At 67.5% G+C, this 16,591-nt stretch carries 14 protein-coding genes; 12 read left to right on the forward strand and 2 right to left on the reverse strand.

Annotation, left to right across the window (positions count from 1 at the left end; translation table 11 throughout):
- Positions 1–21: 21 nt before the first annotated feature.
- Together AC1D0A_RS20330 and AC1D0A_RS20335 are read right to left on the reverse strand one after the other, a co-directional pair.
- Positions 22–2,025 carry a vWA domain-containing protein gene (locus tag AC1D0A_RS20330; protein ID WP_476946657.1) on the reverse strand — a complete coding sequence of 668 codons (2,004 nt, stop codon included), beginning with the start codon at positions 2,023–2,025 and terminating at the stop codon, positions 22–24.
- Between the two features lie 25 nt (positions 2,026–2,050).
- Positions 2,051–3,439 carry a sigma 54-interacting transcriptional regulator gene (locus AC1D0A_RS20335; protein ID WP_243180868.1) on the reverse strand — a complete coding sequence of 463 codons (1,389 nt, stop codon included), beginning with the start codon at positions 3,437–3,439 and terminating at the stop codon, positions 2,051–2,053.
- A gap of 139 nt (positions 3,440–3,578) precedes the next feature.
- Here AC1D0A_RS20335 and AC1D0A_RS20340 point away from each other — a divergent pair, with 139 nt between their 5' ends.
- The 12 genes from AC1D0A_RS20340 to AC1D0A_RS20395 all read left to right on the forward strand — a co-directional run bounded on the left by AC1D0A_RS20340 (position 3,579) and on the right by AC1D0A_RS20395 (position 16,590).
- Positions 3,579–4,262: an MSMEG_4193 family putative phosphomutase gene (locus AC1D0A_RS20340; RefSeq protein ID WP_476946658.1), complete on the forward strand. Its 684-nt coding sequence runs from the start codon at positions 3,579–3,581 to the stop codon at positions 4,260–4,262.
- A gap of 13 nt (positions 4,263–4,275) precedes the next feature.
- Positions 4,276–4,977: an SCO1664 family protein gene (locus tag AC1D0A_RS20345; RefSeq protein WP_476946659.1), complete on the forward strand. Its 702-nt coding sequence runs from the start codon at positions 4,276–4,278 to the stop codon at positions 4,975–4,977.
- Between the two features lie 150 nt (positions 4,978–5,127).
- Positions 5,128–6,618, forward strand: a complete 1,491-nt coding sequence (gene pdxR / locus AC1D0A_RS20350; protein WP_476946660.1) for a MocR-like pyridoxine biosynthesis transcription factor PdxR — start codon at positions 5,128–5,130, stop codon at positions 6,616–6,618.
- Positions 6,619–6,729: 111 nt separating this feature from the next.
- Complete coding sequence (locus tag AC1D0A_RS20355; protein ID WP_476946661.1) at positions 6,730–7,815, forward strand: sugar phosphate isomerase/epimerase family protein; 1,086 nt, start codon at positions 6,730–6,732, stop codon at positions 7,813–7,815.
- Complete coding sequence (locus AC1D0A_RS20360) at positions 7,812–9,122, forward strand: MFS transporter (RefSeq protein ID WP_476946662.1); 1,311 nt, start codon at positions 7,812–7,814, stop codon at positions 9,120–9,122. The genes AC1D0A_RS20355 and AC1D0A_RS20360 overlap by 4 nt, the downstream gene beginning before the upstream one ends.
- 108 nt (positions 9,123–9,230) lie before the next feature.
- A complete protein-coding gene (locus AC1D0A_RS20365; RefSeq protein ID WP_476946663.1) occupies positions 9,231–9,968 on the forward strand; it encodes a hypothetical protein in 738 nt (245 codons plus the stop codon).
- Positions 9,969–10,295: 327 nt separating this feature from the next.
- Positions 10,296–11,315 carry a VOC family protein gene (locus tag AC1D0A_RS20370; protein ID WP_476946664.1) on the forward strand — a complete coding sequence of 340 codons (1,020 nt, stop codon included), beginning with the start codon at positions 10,296–10,298 and terminating at the stop codon, positions 11,313–11,315.
- Between the two features lie 6 nt (positions 11,316–11,321).
- Positions 11,322–12,284 carry a fumarylacetoacetate hydrolase family protein gene (locus AC1D0A_RS20375; protein WP_476946665.1) on the forward strand — a complete coding sequence of 321 codons (963 nt, stop codon included), beginning with the start codon at positions 11,322–11,324 and terminating at the stop codon, positions 12,282–12,284.
- Positions 12,281–13,324, forward strand: a complete 1,044-nt coding sequence (locus AC1D0A_RS20380; RefSeq protein ID WP_476946666.1) for a cyclase family protein — start codon at positions 12,281–12,283, stop codon at positions 13,322–13,324. The genes AC1D0A_RS20375 and AC1D0A_RS20380 overlap by 4 nt, the downstream gene beginning before the upstream one ends.
- 61 nt (positions 13,325–13,385) lie before the next feature.
- Positions 13,386–14,510 carry an FAD-dependent monooxygenase gene (locus AC1D0A_RS20385; protein ID WP_028275799.1) on the forward strand — a complete coding sequence of 375 codons (1,125 nt, stop codon included), beginning with the start codon at positions 13,386–13,388 and terminating at the stop codon, positions 14,508–14,510.
- Positions 14,507–15,580: an amidohydrolase family protein gene (locus tag AC1D0A_RS20390; protein ID WP_476946667.1), complete on the forward strand. Its 1,074-nt coding sequence runs from the start codon at positions 14,507–14,509 to the stop codon at positions 15,578–15,580. Before AC1D0A_RS20385 ends, AC1D0A_RS20390 begins: the two co-directional genes overlap by 4 nt.
- 11 nt (positions 15,581–15,591) lie before the next feature.
- On the forward strand, positions 15,592–16,590 hold the full coding sequence (locus AC1D0A_RS20395; RefSeq protein WP_476946668.1) for a fumarylacetoacetate hydrolase family protein: 999 nt from the start codon (positions 15,592–15,594) through the stop codon (positions 16,588–16,590).
- The last annotated feature ends 1 nt before the right edge of the window (position 16,591 follow it).

Consider the following 16,591-nt stretch of genomic DNA (forward strand, 5'->3'; position numbering starts at 1 on the left):
CGGTCGTCTATTGAGCAGCGTCTATTGGGCCCAGTCGGCGTCGTCGTAGGGGCGTCCGCGGAAGTGGGCGCGGAGGTATTCGCCCACCACGGCCGCGCCCAGGTCCCCGGCCTCGGGCGCCACCACGCGGCCGTCGATGCGGCGGGCCATCCGCTGGACGAAACGTTCCAAGGAAGGGTCGTCGCCGAGCCGGAAGAACGTCGCCTGCGTGCCGGCACGGGCCAGGCGGTCCAGTTCGGCGACCGTCACGCGGATGGTCTCCGGGTCCGGCGGCCAGCAGAACCAGGACTCGCCGTCGGCCAGCAGGTGCGCGGTGGGTTCGCCGTCGGTCACCACGAGGAGGACGGGCTGCATCGACGGGTGCTGGCGGAAGAACCGGCCGGCCAGCAGCAGGCCGTGGTGCAGGTTGGTTCCCTGCTCCCGCAGGGCCGGCAGGGCCGTGAGCTCGCCAATGTCCATGGTCTGCGCGTAGCGGCCGAACGTGATCAGCTGCAGCCGGTCGCCGCGGAACCGGGTTGAGACGAGGTGGTGCAGGGCGAGTGCGGTGCGTTTCATAGGCACCCAGCGTCCCTCGGCGGCCATCGAGAAGGACACGTCCGCAAGCAGGACGACGGCGGCCTGTGTCCGCGCCTCCGTCTCCGTGACTTCGATGTCGCCCACGGCGAGCCGCAGTCCGCGGCCCGGGTCACCGCCGTCGGCGATCGTGCGGCGGATCGCGTTGGTGATGGTGCGGGTGACGTCCCACGGCTCGGCGTCGCCGAACTCCCATTGGCGGCTGGAGCCGGTCTGCTCCCCGGCCGCCCCGGCAACCCGCGTGTCCCGGCGGCCCTGCCGGCCGGAGAGCTGCTTGGCGGTGTCCCGCAACAGCGACCTGCCGAGCCGCCGCATGGCCTGCGGGGACAGCCGGAGATCACCGTCGGCGCCGCGCTGGAGGAAGCCGCCATCCTGCATGGCCCGCTCGATCTCCGCGAGGGTGCTGGCCGACACGGCGGCATTCTGTCCGAGCTGGCGGGCGAGGGCGTCCAGGTCCAGGTCATCAAGGCGTGACCCGCTGTAGGCCTGGGAAAGCTGTTCGGCCAGCTCGTCCAGTTCGGCGATGTCCTGGAGCACGCCGGTGCCGTCGCCGAGTCCGAGTCCTTCCTCGCCCTCGAAGCGTTCGGAGCCGGACCAGTCCTCGCCGGGGCGCAAAGCCTGCAGGTTGGAATCGAGTTGGCCCAGCTGTGCCATAAGCTCGGGCGAGCCGAACGCCTGGGCGGAGAGTCGCATCAGCTCCTCGCGCTGCTCGGCGGACATGGATTGCAGGAGCCGCTGCGCGGCGGCCGCGCGCTGGGCGAGCGCGTCCACCAGCTCCTCGACCGACTGCGGGTTCTCCGGGAAGAACTGGCCGTGTTTGGCCATGAATGCCTGGAAGTCCGCCTCGGTGTCCTCGCTGCGGCGGTGTTTGTCGAGGAGCCCGTTGAGGTCCTGCAGCATCTCGGCCACGGCCGCGCGGTCCTCCTCGGTGGCGCCCTCGAGCGCCTCCTTCATACCCGCGAACCGCTGGTCCAGGAGTTCGCGGCCGAGCAGGTCCTTGATCCGCTCGTAGGCCTCCCGCGCGGTGCTGGACTGCCAGTCATAGGAGGCGAGCTCGTTGACCGCCGCCGCCGTGGAGCGCGGCAGGTTCTGCAGTTGCATCTCCCGGAAGGCGCGGTCGGTGTTGTCCATCATGGCGTCGCGGGCTAGTTGTTTGCGCTCCTCCAGCACCGCAGTCTCAAGCAGCTTCTGGACTTCGCTGAGGGTGCCGTCCAGGTTGTGCCGGCCCAGCAGTTCACTGCGCCGCTGCTGGACACGACCGGCGAGGTCGTCGAGGCCTTCCCGGTTCCGGCCGCCGCGGCGCAGGAATTCCCGGAGGGCGTGCCGGGGCGAGTAGCCGGCCATGACGTCCTCGGCGACGGCGTCCAGCGCCTCCGCCAGGTCCACCGGCGGGGCGAGCGGATCCGGTCCTCCCGTGTACCGGCCGTACCTGGACCGGTTGTGAGCGGTCATGAGGCCTCCTTAGCCGTAAAGCTGCCTACCCGTAGATCGTCTCCTCGTCGTCGGACTCCTTGGAGATCCGCCGGGCGAGGTAGAGCCCTTCCAGCGCAAGTTCGACGGCGGCGGCGCGCTGCCCGTCGTTTGTCGCGCCCAGGCGCTCACTGATGTCGTCATAGAGGCTGGATCCGTTGAGGGACGGGAGGTTGTGGAGGAACTCCCGCGCGGTGACCAGTTCCCCGGTGGTGACCGTGGCGTGGCCGTCGAGCGCGGCCACGAGCGGGCCCATGTCCAGGCCGTGGAAGTGGGCCCGGACGGCTTCCGCGGTGGCCATGCGCAGGAGGTGGTCCAGGACGTCCTGTTCCCGCCCTTCCTCACCGGATTCGAACTCGATCTTTCCGGCGAGGACGTCCACGGCGGCGTCCAGGTCGATGATCCGGGCGACGGCCTCGTCCTCGCCGCGCACGCTGGCCCGGCGCAGGGCCGCCGCGGCGACGGTTTCGGCGCCGGCGATGGCGAACCTGGCGGAAACCCCGGAGGTCTGGTTCACCGCCGGCGACTGCCGCAGGGCCCGGGTGTAGCGGGCCAGAATCTCGAGGATGACGGGCGGGACGCCCGCCACCAGCTGCCCCTCCTGCCGGATGACGGCGACCTCGTCGTCGAGCTCGATCGGGTAGTGGGTGCGGATCTCGGCGCCGAACCGGTCCCGCAGGGGCGTGATGATGCGGCCGCGGTTCGTGTAGTCCTCCGGGTTGGCGGACGCGACCACCAGGACGTCCAGCGGCAGCCGCAGTACGTAGCCGCGGATCTGGATGTCGCGTTCCTCCATCACGTTGAGCATCGAGACCTGGATCCGCTCGGCCAGGTCGGGCAGCTCGTTGATGGCGATGATTCCGCGGTTGGAGCGCGGGACCAGGCCGTAGTGGATGGTTTCCGGGTCCCCGAGACGGCGTCCCTCGGCCACCCGCATCGGGTCGACGTCGCCGATCAGGTCCGCGACGGACGTGTCCGGCGTCGCGAGCTTTTCGACGTACCGTTCCGAGCGGTGCCGCCACGCCACCCGAAGCCGGTCCCCCTCAGTGAGGGCCAGGGCGCGGGAGTGCTCCGTGATGGGTTCGTACGGGTGTTCGTTCAGTTCCGAGTCCTCGATCACCGGCGACCACTCGTCCAGCAGCCCGGCCAGGGTGCGCAGGAGCCGCGTCTTGCCCTGGCCCCGTTCGCCGAGCAGGACGACGTCGTGCCCGGCGAGCAGGGCCCGCTCGAGCTGGGGCAGGACGGTCCGGCTGAACCCGAACATCCCGGGCCAGGGATCCCGACCGGCAGCAAGGGCCGCGAGCAGGTTGTCGCGGATTTCGCGGCGCAGGTCCTTGTGGACGTGGCCGGCGGCACGCAGTTCACCAACAGTGAAGATATCGGGGCGATCACTCACTCCTCCACCGTAGACCTCTCCCGTGCGGGGAATCGAGGGATTCTTGCAGATTCCTGCGCGTTGGCGTGAAGTGCGGAATACCGCTCTGCAGCTCCCCCACCCTCGCAAGCTCGGGCGGGGACCCCTGCCGCTACGCTTAATGCTGATGGCTGCATCAACCGCGCCGGCACCTCCGGCCCCCGCGACCTCACCCGAGCGGCAGGGCACGCTCCTGCTTCTGGTGCGCCACGGGGAAACGCCGACCACGGGCATGGTGCTCCCAGGGCGCGCCCCCGGACTGCATCTGTCCGACCGGGGCCGGGCCCAGGCGGAACGGGTCGCAGAACGGCTCGCGGGCTTGTCCGTCGACGCCCTCTATTCCTCCCCGCTGGAGCGCGCCTGCGAAACGGCAGAGCCGACGGCGGCCCGCACGGGACTGGCGGTGGCGCACGACGACGGGCTGCTGGAGTGCGATTTCGGCGAATGGACCGGTGCCGCGATCGCGGACCTGGCGGCCCTGCCCGAGTGGCAGACCGTGCAGCACAGCCCATCCGCCTTCCGTTTCCCGAACGGTGAGAGCTTCACGGAGATGCAGGCGCGGATCATCGGAGCACTAGAGCCCCTGTGCGCGGCCCACGCCGGGGGTGTCGTGGTCTGCTTCTCCCACGCCGATCCCATCAAGGCCGCCGTCGCCCACGCTCTGGGGACGCCGCTGGACCTTTTCCAAAGGATCGTTATCAGCCCGGGCTCGGTGTCGGCCATCTCGTTTGTGGAGGGGCAGGACCCGGCCGTGTTGATGGTGAATTCGACGTCGGAACCGCTCAGCGGGCTGAGCGCGTCATGAATTGGGGCAGCCGGTGTCCGGCCGGGAGCTGACCCTGCTCGCCGAGGGCCGCGTCGAGCTGCTCGGGCGCATCCCGCGCAGCAGCAACGAGACGTTCCTGGTCCAGGTCTCCTGCGACGAAGACGAGGGGTACGCGGTCTACAAGCCGGAGGCCGGCGAACGGCCGTTGTCCGATTTCGAGCCCGGACTCTACAAGCGCGAACGCGCCGCCTACCTGCTCAGCGAGTCCCTGTCGTGGGGCCTCGTGCCGCCGACCGTGATCCGCGAGGAAGCCCCGTTGGGGGTCGGGTCGCTGCAGTGGTTCATCGAGTGCGACTTCGGAGAGCACTACTTCACGCTGTTCGAAGACGCCCCAGAGACCCACCGCGACCTGGCCCGCATCGCCCTGTTCGATTACGTCGCCAACAACACGGACCGCAAAAGCGGGCACGTGCTGCGCGGCGACGACGGACGGGTCTGGGGCATCGACCACGGGCTCTGCTTCTCCGCGAGTTTCAAACTCCGCACCGTGATCTGGGACTTCGCCGGCGACCCCATCCCCGATGCCCTGCTCGAGGACATCGCCCCGCTCGCCGAGGCCGCTCCTCCCGAGGTGGCCGAGCTCCTCGACGACGACGAGGTCACCGCCCTGCAGCGCCGCGTCCAGCGCCTGCTGCACGCACGGGTCCTGCCGGTTGACCGCACCGGCATGCGCTACCCGTGGCCGCTGGTTTAGGCACCCGCCCGTCCGGGTGGCTCGGATATGCCGCCGGGAACCGCGGCCTGTCCAACGATCCCGCCATCTGGCGCAACGTCCGGACCGACGGCAGCTGGAATCGGGCCCGTAAAATGGGGCCATGGTGAAATCAGCTCCGCGGTTCGCGGGATGAAGAGCGCTGGCGGCCGACTGCTGGCCGGACTTGAGCTCGACCGCGCAGCGGCTGAGCCTTTGCACCAGCAGCTGTATGCGCAGTTGCGCACCCAGATCCTGACGGGTTCAATGCCGAGCGGAACCCGCTTGCCCTCGACCCGCACGCTCGTCACCGAGCTGGGAGTATCGCGGATTACTGTCGTGTCTGCGTTCGAGCAACTCACTGCTGAGGGCTTCCTGCGCTCACGTGCGGGTGACGGCACGTACGTCGACACCCTGTGGAGCGATGCCGCCCCGCACAGGCCGATGTCCCGGCCGCCGCTGTCCGAACGCGGAGCCGCCACCTCTTCGCGGGGCACCGACCTGTTCAGCGAGGCGCCGCACACGTGGGCGCCGGCAGAGACCGAATCGTTCGTTGCCAGCCAGGTTGCGTCCTCGGCTTTCCCCGCGGCGACCTGGAAGCGCCTGTTGGGGCGCCATGCCGGGCGCACCGATCCGCTTGCGATCGGGTACAGCGATCCCCACGGCTACCGCCCACTGCGGGAAGCGATCGCGGAATACGTCAACGACGTGAGAGCCCTGGGGTGCACGGCGGACCAGGTGGTCGTCACCTCCGGTGCGCAGCAGGCCTTCAACGTGCTGGCGGTTCTCCTGCTCGACGCCGGCGACCCCGTCGTCGTCGAGGACCCGGGGCACATCTCCGGACGGCTCGCCTTCCAGTCCCAGGGCTGTCCTGTCCGAGGCGTCCCCGTCGACGGCGAGGGAGCAGTCCTCCCGGACGACGACGCGGCTCCGGCACGCCTGGCCTGCCTGACCCCCGCGCGGCAGCATCCGCTCGGCATTGCGATGAGCCCGGGGCGAAGGGCGGAGTGGATCGCGTGGGCGCAACGAAACGGGAGCTGGATCGTCGAGGACGACTGCGACAGCGAGCTGCGCTACCGCGGGAAATTCCTCCCAACCCTGTTCGGGCTCGATTTGAGCAGGCAGGTGATCACTGTGGGCTCCTTCAGCAAGGTGCTCGCGCCGTCGATCCGCCTCGGATACTGCGTGCTGCCGGAGGACCTGGTGAAGCCGTTCGCATCCGCATCATCGGTCATTGGACGCCCGCCCGCGATGGTGCTCCAGATGGCCCTCACGGACTTCCTGTCGGAAGGGCATCTGCACGCCCACCTTCGCCGCACCCGGCGTCTCTACGCGGCACGGCAGGACGCCCTGCTCGAAGCAATCGATCACCAGTTGAGCCACAGGATTGAAGCCGCCCCGGTCGACGCCGGCCTGCACGTCATGGGTTGGCTCCGTGAACCGGTCGACGATATCGAGGTAGCCAGGGGACTGGCCGCGGGCCGGGTGTACACCTACCCTCTCGGCGAGTACCGGCTCACCCGGCAGCTCCCCCCGGCGCTGCTGATCGGGTTCGCCGGCACCGCGGAGGAGCACATGCCGCAGGCTGTCGGCAGGATGGCCGCCGCGTGGGACCGATGGGAGCGCATCGCCCCAGGTTCCTGAATGGACTTAACGACTGTGGCCTTAATGGATCTTTATTGCGATCCATTACCGGCGTACAAATGATGAGTGACATTCGCCACCACCCCTGACCCGCCTCCCGAGGAGCCAACGATGCCCCCTGCCGATGCCCAATTTCAGGCGCTCCTAAGATCCCGCCTCAACCAAGAGGAGATCGAGTCCCTGTCCCGCCTGACCGACGAGCTGGCCCGGACCCTGATCGAACGGATCGACCGCGCCCCTCTGTTCGCCCACGCCTACGCCCTCCTTGGCAACCTGACCTACGGCGGGTACGGGCCCGATGATGTGCTCGACTTCGCGCATCGGCACGGCCTGGCCGGCGCCTGCATCCACCTCCTCGACGGCGAGGAGCGGAGCCTGGGCCGGATGAGCGAGAACAGGCTTCGCGAGTTCGCCGACCGCGCGCGCCACCTGGGTCTGGGGATCCACCTCGAAATCAGCACCACCCTGCGCGCGGACGTGGACGAGGTAGTCCGCATCGCGGGGGTCCTCGGCGTCCGGCACATCCGCGTCTACTCGCGCTTCGAGGGCACGCTCTCGCAGGTGATGACACTGATCGAGCAGGACCTGCGCCGGCTCGCCGTGCTCGCAGACGCGCACGATCTGCACTTCTCCTTCGAGCAGCACGAGGAACTGCGCTCCACCGAGATCGCCGAGTTGCTGCGCCGGGTCTCCCATCCGCGCCTGCACGCCATGTTCGATTTCGGGAATATGATCAATGCCTGCGAGCGTCCCATGGATGCCCTCTCCGCGCTCGCGCCGCACATCCTGCAGGTGCACCTGAAAGGGGTCCATGTTCTTCCCGAGGGGGACGGCTACGGTCACCGCGGTGTGCTGCAGGGAAGCCCTGAGGACGACTTGCCCGGTGCGCGGATGCTCTTCGAGCTCCTGATGCTCGGCGAGGACGAGCCCCAGGTCATCGCCCTGGCCCTCGAACAGGAAAATCTTTACTACGCTCCCGCCTTCCGCCACGCCGGCGAAGGCGCGGACCCTTTCATCCCGTACCGCGATCTGAGCACTACCGGCATCCCGCCCGGATGGACCCGGGATGAACTGCTCGCTGCAGAACCCGGCTGGGCCGACCACCAGGTGGCCCATGTGAAGGAGCTGCTCGCCTCGCTGCGCGACATCGCCGTCGCACAGCTCGACACAACGAACTCCCTGGCAGGTGCACGATGACCACATTGACTCAGACCCCCGGGAAGTCTACGAACCGCGTCGACTGGAGCAAGTGGATCCGCTTCGCTCTGCTCGTCATGGCGGGCGGCACCATCTACAAGCTCGCCAACCTCAAGGACGCGTTCTACGTCCCCATGCAGGAGGCAATGGGCCTCAGCCACACTGAGATCGGCACCCTCCTGAGCGTCAACTCGATGGTCGCGACGGCGCTCTTCATCGTCGGCGGCTACCTCGCCGATCGCTTCTCCACGCGGATCCTCATCCCGCTCGGACTCGTGGGCACGGGAGCGCTGGGCCTGTTCCTCAGCACGTTCCCCGGCTTCAGCACACTCCTGCTCCTGTTCGCGCTGCTCGCCGTGTGCTCGGACTGCCTGGTCTGGCCCGCGTTGCTGAAGAGCATCCGTCAGCTTGGCGGCTCGAAGGAACAGGGGCGGCTCTTCGGCCTCCTCGAGGGCGGTCGCGGTGTCGTCGACACTGCCGTGGCGTTCTCCGCGCTGGGAATTTTCGTCCTGCTCGGTTCGGGTACCGGCGGATTCCGTGCGGCCATTGCCTTCTACGCCATCATTGACGTCGTCGTCGGCGTGCTGTTGTTCCTGCTGCTTCGCAGTCAGCCAAGCAATCAGACAAGCGAGCCGGCGCGCGAGCAGCCCGTGGCGAAGAAGCAGAAGGCCGGCCTCGGCGAAATCTGGCGTGCCGCGAAGCTGCCGCAGCTGTGGTGGGTGAGCTTCACCGTGTTCATGGTGTACGTCGTGTACTGCGGCCTCACCTATTTCATCCCGTATTTGACCTACGTGTACGGGCTGCCTGTCGCGCTGGTCGGCGCCTACGGCATCATCAACCAGTACGGCCTGAAAATCATCGGTGGCCCGATCGGCGGAGTCCTCGCGGACAAGGTGGTCAAGGGTGCGAGCCGGTACATCCGGCTGGCGTTCCTGTGCCTGATCCCGGTGGTGGCGGTGCTGCTGCTCCTCCCGGCCGATCCGGGCAGCCAGATCCCGGCGATGATCGTGACCCTGCTGTTCTCGCTTATCGTCTTCACCATGCGGGGTGTGTTCTGGGCGCCGATGGACGAGGTCGGGATTCCGGAGGAGACCAGCGGCACGGCTTTCGGAATCGCATGCCTGGTCGGCTATGCACCAGGGATGTTCGCTTTCATCGTCTACGGGACAATCCTCGACGCAAATCCGGGAGCCGGCGGTTACCACATCGTGTTCCTCGTGCTCGCGGTGCTCGCCCTCGTGGGAGCGGCCGTGTCCAGTGGGCTCGTGCGAGCCGCCCGGGCCCGACGGGCTGCGGCCGAGGTCTAAACTTTTAGCGGGGGCGACTCCACTACCGAAGACAAGCCGAAACAGCTCCTGGGGCTAAGTGGCGCCCAGACTATTGGCTCGGCGTTGGCCGCGGTGACCTCTGCCTTGGTGGGGTCCTTTCTAGGCGTAGCCGGGACCCTTATCGGCGCCGCACTCGGTTCCATCGTTGCCACGGTGGGCGCCGCTCTCTATGCCCGAACACTCAGTTCGGCCGCCAGCGTGGCATTGACGAAAATCCCAAAGCGACGCAGGGGCGGACTGCCCGCTGACGACGGCGAAGTACTGGCCGCCAACGCTCCGGCCGAGAGCGACGAACCTCGAGCCAAACGGCTGAAGAGGCAGTTCACCCCAAAGACCTGGATCAAGGTCGGGGCAGTCAGCGCTGCCGCATTCGTTATCGCGATGGTCGGTGTCACTGCGGTCGAATTCGGAACCAACAGGCCCATCTCCAGCCTTGTCTCGTCGGCGTCGAGCATCGAGGGCGGTGCGACCGGACCCACGACGACGCTGGGCACAGCACTGAGCGGCACTCCGACCGCCCCGGACAAAACGGACGCATCCACCAAGGACGTGAAGGAAGGACCTGGGCAAGTTGAGCAAGTGCCTGCGAAAGTCGAGGAAGGCGCCAACAAAGTAGATGGCCTGACCACGGACGGTAGCCCCAGTGGCGCGGACAGTGGCTCGGCCGGAACCGCAGTGCCGGGAGCCGGCGCACCAAGCGACAGCACCCCAGCGGACGTCGCCCCGGAAACCGGCCAGAGCCCGGAGCCCGCCCCCGCAACCGAACCGACCCCGCAGCCCGAGGTGTCCTCGGATTCGGGATCGGCCGAGCAGCCCGCACCGTAATGGCGATGATAGGGATCAAGTACCGATAGGAACCTGTCAGCGCGGCCTGCGGGATCGCTGTCAAAGACGTTCTTAAAGGCATCGGAATCCCGGACCGGATAGCTAATTTGCAGGGTGAACATCGTCGTTCCTTTCCCTCGGCCGCACGGTGGCCGGCCGCTGATCGGACAACTCGTTACGTTGGGCCTGCACTAAGGCCAAGGTATCTGCCATACAAATAGGTGGCATCAGTAAACGCCTCTTCACCGAATACTTCTTTTGCCTCAGTCTGGTTACTAGACCTGCAGCGACCCACTCACGGCAATCAGTACTTAGAAGGAATTCAACGTGGAAACTCCCCTCTCCCATCTTGCCCACCTCGAGATCACAACCCCCGACGTCGAAGCCTCGGCACGGTTCTACGAGGAAAAGTTCGGCATGCGCATCATCGACCGGGTGCACGGCAACGTCTACCTGCGCTGCTGGGGTGACTACTACCGCTACAGCCTGGTCCTCACCGAAGGTCCGGAAGCTTCCCTGGGCCGGATGGCCTGGCGCGCCAACTCCCAAGCCGGTCTGGAAGCCGCAGCCCAGCGCGTCGAAGCAACCGGCATCCAGGGCAGCTGGACCGCCGGCGGCCACGGCTACGGCAAGGCCTACGAATTCACCGGCCCCTATGGCCACCCCATGCGCCTCTTCTTCGACGTTGAGAAGTTCGTGGCTGAGCCCGGTCTTGAATCCACCTACCCGGACCGGCCGGAGCGCCGCAGCAGCCACGCCGCAGCGCCCCGCTTCCTGGACCACGTCACCGTGGCCTCCTCCGATGTCCGAGGCTTCGCCAAGTGGTACAACGAAGCCCTGGGCTTCCGCGTCATGGCCTTCGTGGACCTGGACGAGGCACCCATCACCGTCTTCTCCGTGCTCACGACCAACGAAAAGTCCCACGACCTGGGCGTGGTCCTGGACACCTCCAGCCGCGCGGGACGCGTCAACCACATCGCCTTCTGGGTGGACGCCACCGAAGACCTGCTCCGCACCGCGGACGTCATGATGGAAAACGGCACCGCCATGGAATACGGCCCCTCCATCCACGGCGTGGGCGAGCAAAACTTCCTCTACTTCCGCGACCCGTCAGGACTGCGCGTCGAGCTCAACTCCGGTGGCTACCGCAACTACGTCCCGGACTGGGAAGCCAACACCTGGAAGCCCTCCGAAGGATCCAACAACTTCTACAAGAACGGCGCCATGCCGCACTCCATGACCGAATCCTTCCCTCCCGCCGAAGGCTTCACCGCCACCGAAGAAGGCGCCTCCCCCGAAATGAAGGAAGCCCTCCTGAACCCCTACGCCAAGCAGGGACGGGGCTAGGACACCATGGCCGAAACACAATATGCACTCATCCGGTTCCAGGAGACCGGTGACAGCAAGGCCCGCGCGGGCCTGCTGGTCGGCGACCGCGTCCTGCCGCTGGATGGGGAGATCAACGCCCTGATCGAGCACTGGGACACAACCGAGAACCAGCTGGACGCCATCGCCGCATCGGCCGGCGAGGACACCGGCCTGGCCATGGCCGACATCGAGGTCCTCGCCCCGGTAGAGCCTGTCCAGGTCCTTCAGACCGGCGCCAACTACCGCAAGCACGTCATCGACCTCGCTGCGGCCCACCGCGAACCGGGCCAGGACGAGGACGAAGTCCGGGACCGGACCGCCGCAATGATGGACAAGCGCGCGGGCCAGGGAACGCCGTACTTCTTCATCGGGCTCCCGACGGCGATCGCGTCCGCCACGGACGACCTCACCCTGCCTGCCTACTCCAAGTCCCACGACTGGGAACTTGAACTGGCGGCGGTGATCGGCAGGACGGCGTTCCGGGTCACCCCCGAGGAAGCCCTGGACTACGTCTTCGGCTACACCATGGTCAACGACATCACCACCCGTGAGTACGTGTTCCGCAAGGACATGCCGGCCATCGGCTCGGACTGGTACCGCGCCAAGAACGCCCCCGGCTTCCTGCCCACCGGACCGCTGCTGGTACCCGCCAAGTTCTTCGGCGACCCGCAGGACGTCCAGGTCACGCTGAAGCTCAACGGCAAGGCCATGCAGGACGAGTCCACCTCAGACATGATCTTCGGTGTCGCCAAGCTGATCAGCGAGGCTTCCCAGATCATGCCGCTGCGCCCGGGAGACCTGGTGCTCACCGGAAGCCCCGCCGGCAACGGCCAGCACTGGGGAAGGCTGCTCCAGGACGGCGACGTCATGGAGGGCACCATTACGGGCCTGGGCACCCAGCTCATCCACTGCAAGGACGAAGTTGTCACTGAAGGCAGCCAGCAGTGACCAGCCAGGACACAGCACCCACCACCACCGGCACCGGGGAATCAGCCACCGATGCCCCGGTCATCCGGCGTGACGATCCGCTCGGCAGCATCCGCGCCATGGCCGAATCCCACAACAACTGGGGCCGCTGGGGCCAGGACGACGTCCTTGGGACCCTGAACTTCATCGACGCGGACAAGCGCATTGAAGCAGCAGCCCTGGTAAAGACGGGCGAGGCCTTCTCGCTGTCCCAGCCGTTCGACACCAACGGGCCGCAGAAGGGCTGGCGGCGACGCACCAACCCTGTCCACACCATGACCGACACCGGCGTGGACGCCGAACGCGGCAACCAGGGCTTCCCGCACGGCTTCGGCGGCGCGGACGACGTCATTGCCATGCCGCTGCAGTGCTCCACCCAGTGGGACGGCCTCGGCCACATCTTCGACCAGGGCAAGGCCTGGAACGGCCGTGCCGCAGGGGACGTGGTCACCTCCGAAGGCGACCTGGTCACCGGCATCGAAACCGCCGCGGCCAAGATCGTCACCCGCGGCGTCCTGCTGGACGTCGGCCGCGCGCTCGGACCCGACCTGGGAAGGAACGACGGCGAGCTGCCGGACGGTTTCGCCATCACCCCCGAACACCTCCAGCGGACCATCGACCTGCAGGGCCCCAGCTCAAAGGTTGGCCGGGGCGACATCCTGGTGATCCGCACCGGACAGCACACCCGGGTGCGCCGCGACGGCTGGGGCGACTACGCCGGCGGCTCGGCCCCGGGGCTGTCCTTCAGCACCGCACCCTGGCTTCACCGCAGTGAAATCGCGGGGATCGCCACGGACACCTGGGGTTTCGAGGTCCGGCCCAACGAGTTCGACGGCGCCTTCCAGCCCCTCCACCAGATCGCCATCCCCAACCTCGGGCTGTTCCTCGGCGAAATGTGGGACCCGGACGGCCTCGCGCAGGCTTGCGCGGCAGACGGCAGGTACGACTTCCTGCTCACCGCGGCGCCCCTGCCCATTACCGGCGCCGTCGGATCGCCCGTCAACCCGATCGCCCTCCGGTAGCTTTCAGTACAACAGCACCACAACCATCATCAGTCACGCCGTCAATACAAAGGAGTCAGCGATGGCAGCAGTACAGAACGTCGGAATCGTCGGGGCGGGAGCCGCGGGACTGACCGCCGCCATCCTGCTGGCCGACGCGGGAATCCAGGTTGAAATCCTGGAGAAGGCCGATGCCCCGCAAACCCTTGGCTCTGGAATCACATTGCAGGGGAACGCCCTGCGGGTCCTCCGCCAGCTGGGCGTCTGGGAGCAAATCGAGGCGAAGGGCTACGCGTTCAGCACCCTCGGCCTGCGCGCCCCGGACCCCGCCGGCACCGTCATCGCCGTGCTGGATGACATGCGGACCGGCGGCGACGACCTCCCAGCCACACTGGGCATGTACCGCCCCGACCTCACCGCCATCCTCCGCGAGCGTGCCGGGCAGGCAGGCGCACGGATCAGCTACGGCAAGACGGTCACCGAAATAACAGACGACGGCGGCTCCGTCACCGTGAGCACCGCCGACGGCGGCACCGCCCGCTACGACCTCCTGATCGGCGCCGACGGCCTGCACTCAGCTGTCCGCAAGGCCATCGGCATCGATAGTGAACCCCGGTCCACGGGCATGGGCATCTGGCGCGCGTTCGTGGAACGGCCGCAGGACGTGGTCCGCACCGACCTGACGTACGGCGGGCCTTGCTTTATCGCCGGCTACTGCCCCACCGGCCCTGACACCATCTACGCCTACCTTGTGGAAAGGGCCCAGGAGCGCAAGCACGAGGACGGCCCCCGCATTATGGCCGACCTCGCCGCTGCCTACGGCGGCCCATGGAACGAGATCCGCGCCAACCTGGACCAGAGCGCCCGCATCAACTACACGTGGTTCACTACCCACCTGGTGGACGGGCCGTGGAACCGCGGCCGCACCGTCATCATCGGCGACGCCGCCCACAGCTGCCCGCCAACCATCGCGCAAGGTGCTGCCATGGCAATGGAAGACGCAGCCGTGCTGGCCGATCTCCTGATCGGCGCCGACGACATCACCGAGACACTCTGGAAAGAGTTCACCGACCGCCGACTGGACCGGGCAAAAGCAGTGGTCGACGCCTCCGTCCAGCTGGGCCAGTGGATGCTCGACGGCGTCCGGGACGCCAACGTGCCGGGCCTCATGCATTCAGTCTCCAGCTTGGTCAGTGAGCCCGCATGAGCACCAGCCCTGCTGAAAAACCCACCGTGGACGTCCACGCCCACATCCTGCTTCCGGCCCTGCAGCAATTAGTGGCCGAAGCTGATCCCGAGGGCTTCGGCGCTCAACAGGCCCTGGAAGTCCGGCGCAACGGACCAGAGTCGATGGCCGCTTCGGGAAAGATGATCAAGGAGCGCTGGCCGCAACTGACGGACCTGGACCGCCGTCTTGCGGACATGGACGCCCAAGGCGTGGACGTGCAGCTCGTCTCGCCGTCGCCGTCGCACTTCTACTATTTCGCCGCGGAAGAACTGGCCCTGCAGGTTGCCAAGGCCGCCAACCAGGCGGTGCGGGAGTTCGTGGACCGCGCCCCGGAACGGCTGAACGGCCTGGGCCTGGTCCCGCTGCAGCACCCTTCCTTGATGGTCGAAGCCCTGGATCACGCCATGCTGGAGTGCGGGTTGCTCGGCGTGGAAATCGGCTCGTTCGCCGCCACCCCCACCGACCCGGGGCGCAGCACCGTTGAGCTCTCCGACCCCAGGCTGGAACCGTTCTGGAGCCGGGCCGAGGAGCTTGGTGCCCTGGTCTTCCTGCACCCCTTCGGATGCTCGCTGGACGAGCGGCTGGACCGCTTCTACCTCGCCAACACCGTCTCCCAGCCCGCGGAAAATGCGGTGGCCCTGTCCCACCTGATCTTCAGCGGTGTCCTGGACCGGCACCCGGACCTGAGGGTTCTGGCCGCGCACGGCGGCGGCTACCTGCCCACCAGCCTTGGCCGCTCCGATCACGCCTGGCGGGTCCGGCCGGAGGCACACGGCTGCGCCCAGCCGCCGTCGTCGTATGTGAAGAAGCTGTTCTTCGACTCCCTGGTCCACAGCCCGGCTGAACTGCGGGCGCTCGTGGCCGCCGCGGGCCCGGGGCAGGTGCTGGTCGGTTCCGACTACCCGTTCGACATGGGCTCCGACCGCCCCGTGGCCGAGGTCATCGAGGCACAGCTTTCCGCCGAGGACGAGGCCAGGGTGCTGGCCGGCAACGCCGCTGCCCTGGGCATCACGCCCGCTTCCATCCTCACTGCCCGCCGCACAGCCTAAGGAACCCTTTCATGGTCAAGATTGCTCGCTGGAACCACGACGGCGGGACGCAGTCCGGCTTCGTCGACGGCGGTAACTGCTACGCGCTGCCCGCAGGCCAGAGTGTCCAGACCCTTTTGGATGCCGGGCTCGAAGAGACGCTGGGTTTGGCCCGGCGGATCATCGGGTCTGGCCCGGCCGTTCCGCTGGCGGACGTGCAGCTGCTCGCCCCACTGGCGCCCGCCACCATTCGGGATTTTGTCGCGTTCGAGGAACACGTCGAAGGCGTACGGAAGAGCATCGACGGCGTGGCCGGCGTGGTGCCCGAATGGTACGAGGCGCCCACCTTTTACTTCACCAACCCGCATACGGTGACCGGCACCGGTGAGGTGATTGGTATTCCGGCGGGCTGCGAGGATCTGGACTTTGAAACCGAAGTCGCCGCCGTCGTCGGGCGCGTCCCCGGAAGCGACGGCCGGAACCTTACTGCAGCGGAGGCGCACCGGCACATCCTCGGCTACACCGTCCTCAACGACTGGTCGGCGCGGGACCTGCAGCGCCGGGAGATGAAGGTCAGTCTCGGCCCGTGCAAGGGAAAGGATTTCGCCAATACCCTGGGGCCCTGGATTGTCACCGCGGATGAGTTCGAGGACCTGCACGACGCCGAGGGGTTCCTGCCGATCTCCATGGCCGTGGAAGTCAACGGGAAAGCCATCGGGCAGGACCTGCTGTCCAATATGGGCTGGCCGTTCGCCGAGCTCGTCGCCTACGCCTCGCAAGACTCCGTGGTCCGGCCCGGCGATGTGCTGGGCTCCGGCACCTGCGGCAGCGGTTGCCTCGCGGAGCTCTGGGGACGGAACGGTGCGAAGACTCCCCCGCCGCTGAAGACGGGAGACGTGGTCCGCATGACGGTGGAAGGCATCGGGACAATCGTGAATACGGTTGGTGAACGCCGCAACGCGGGGACCCGCGTGCGTGCCCGGCAGCGTCCGCGCAACCGGGTGGCCTCTACGGTTCCTTCCGGGACGTAGG

The sequence above is a fragment of the Arthrobacter sp. P1_D4 genome (assembly GCF_056406115.1).

Coding starts and splice junctions, on each gene's coding strand:
- AC1D0A_RS20330 (WP_476946657.1), bottom strand. CDS start 2,025: ATGACCGCTCACAACCGGTCCAGGTACGGCCGGTACACGGGAGGACCG.
- AC1D0A_RS20340 (WP_476946658.1), top strand. CDS start 3,579: ATGCTGATGGCTGCATCAACCGCGCCGGCACCTCCGGCCCCCGCGACC.
- pdxR (WP_476946660.1), top strand. CDS start 5,128: ATGAAGAGCGCTGGCGGCCGACTGCTGGCCGGACTTGAGCTCGACCGC.
- AC1D0A_RS20355 (WP_476946661.1), top strand. CDS start 6,730: ATGCCCCCTGCCGATGCCCAATTTCAGGCGCTCCTAAGATCCCGCCTC.
- AC1D0A_RS20360 (WP_476946662.1), top strand. CDS start 7,812: ATGACCACATTGACTCAGACCCCCGGGAAGTCTACGAACCGCGTCGAC.
- AC1D0A_RS20375 (WP_476946665.1), top strand. CDS start 11,322: ATGGCCGAAACACAATATGCACTCATCCGGTTCCAGGAGACCGGTGAC.
- AC1D0A_RS20385 (WP_028275799.1), top strand. CDS start 13,386: ATGGCAGCAGTACAGAACGTCGGAATCGTCGGGGCGGGAGCCGCGGGA.
- AC1D0A_RS20390 (WP_476946667.1), top strand. CDS start 14,507: ATGAGCACCAGCCCTGCTGAAAAACCCACCGTGGACGTCCACGCCCAC.
- AC1D0A_RS20395 (WP_476946668.1), top strand. CDS start 15,592: ATGGTCAAGATTGCTCGCTGGAACCACGACGGCGGGACGCAGTCCGGC.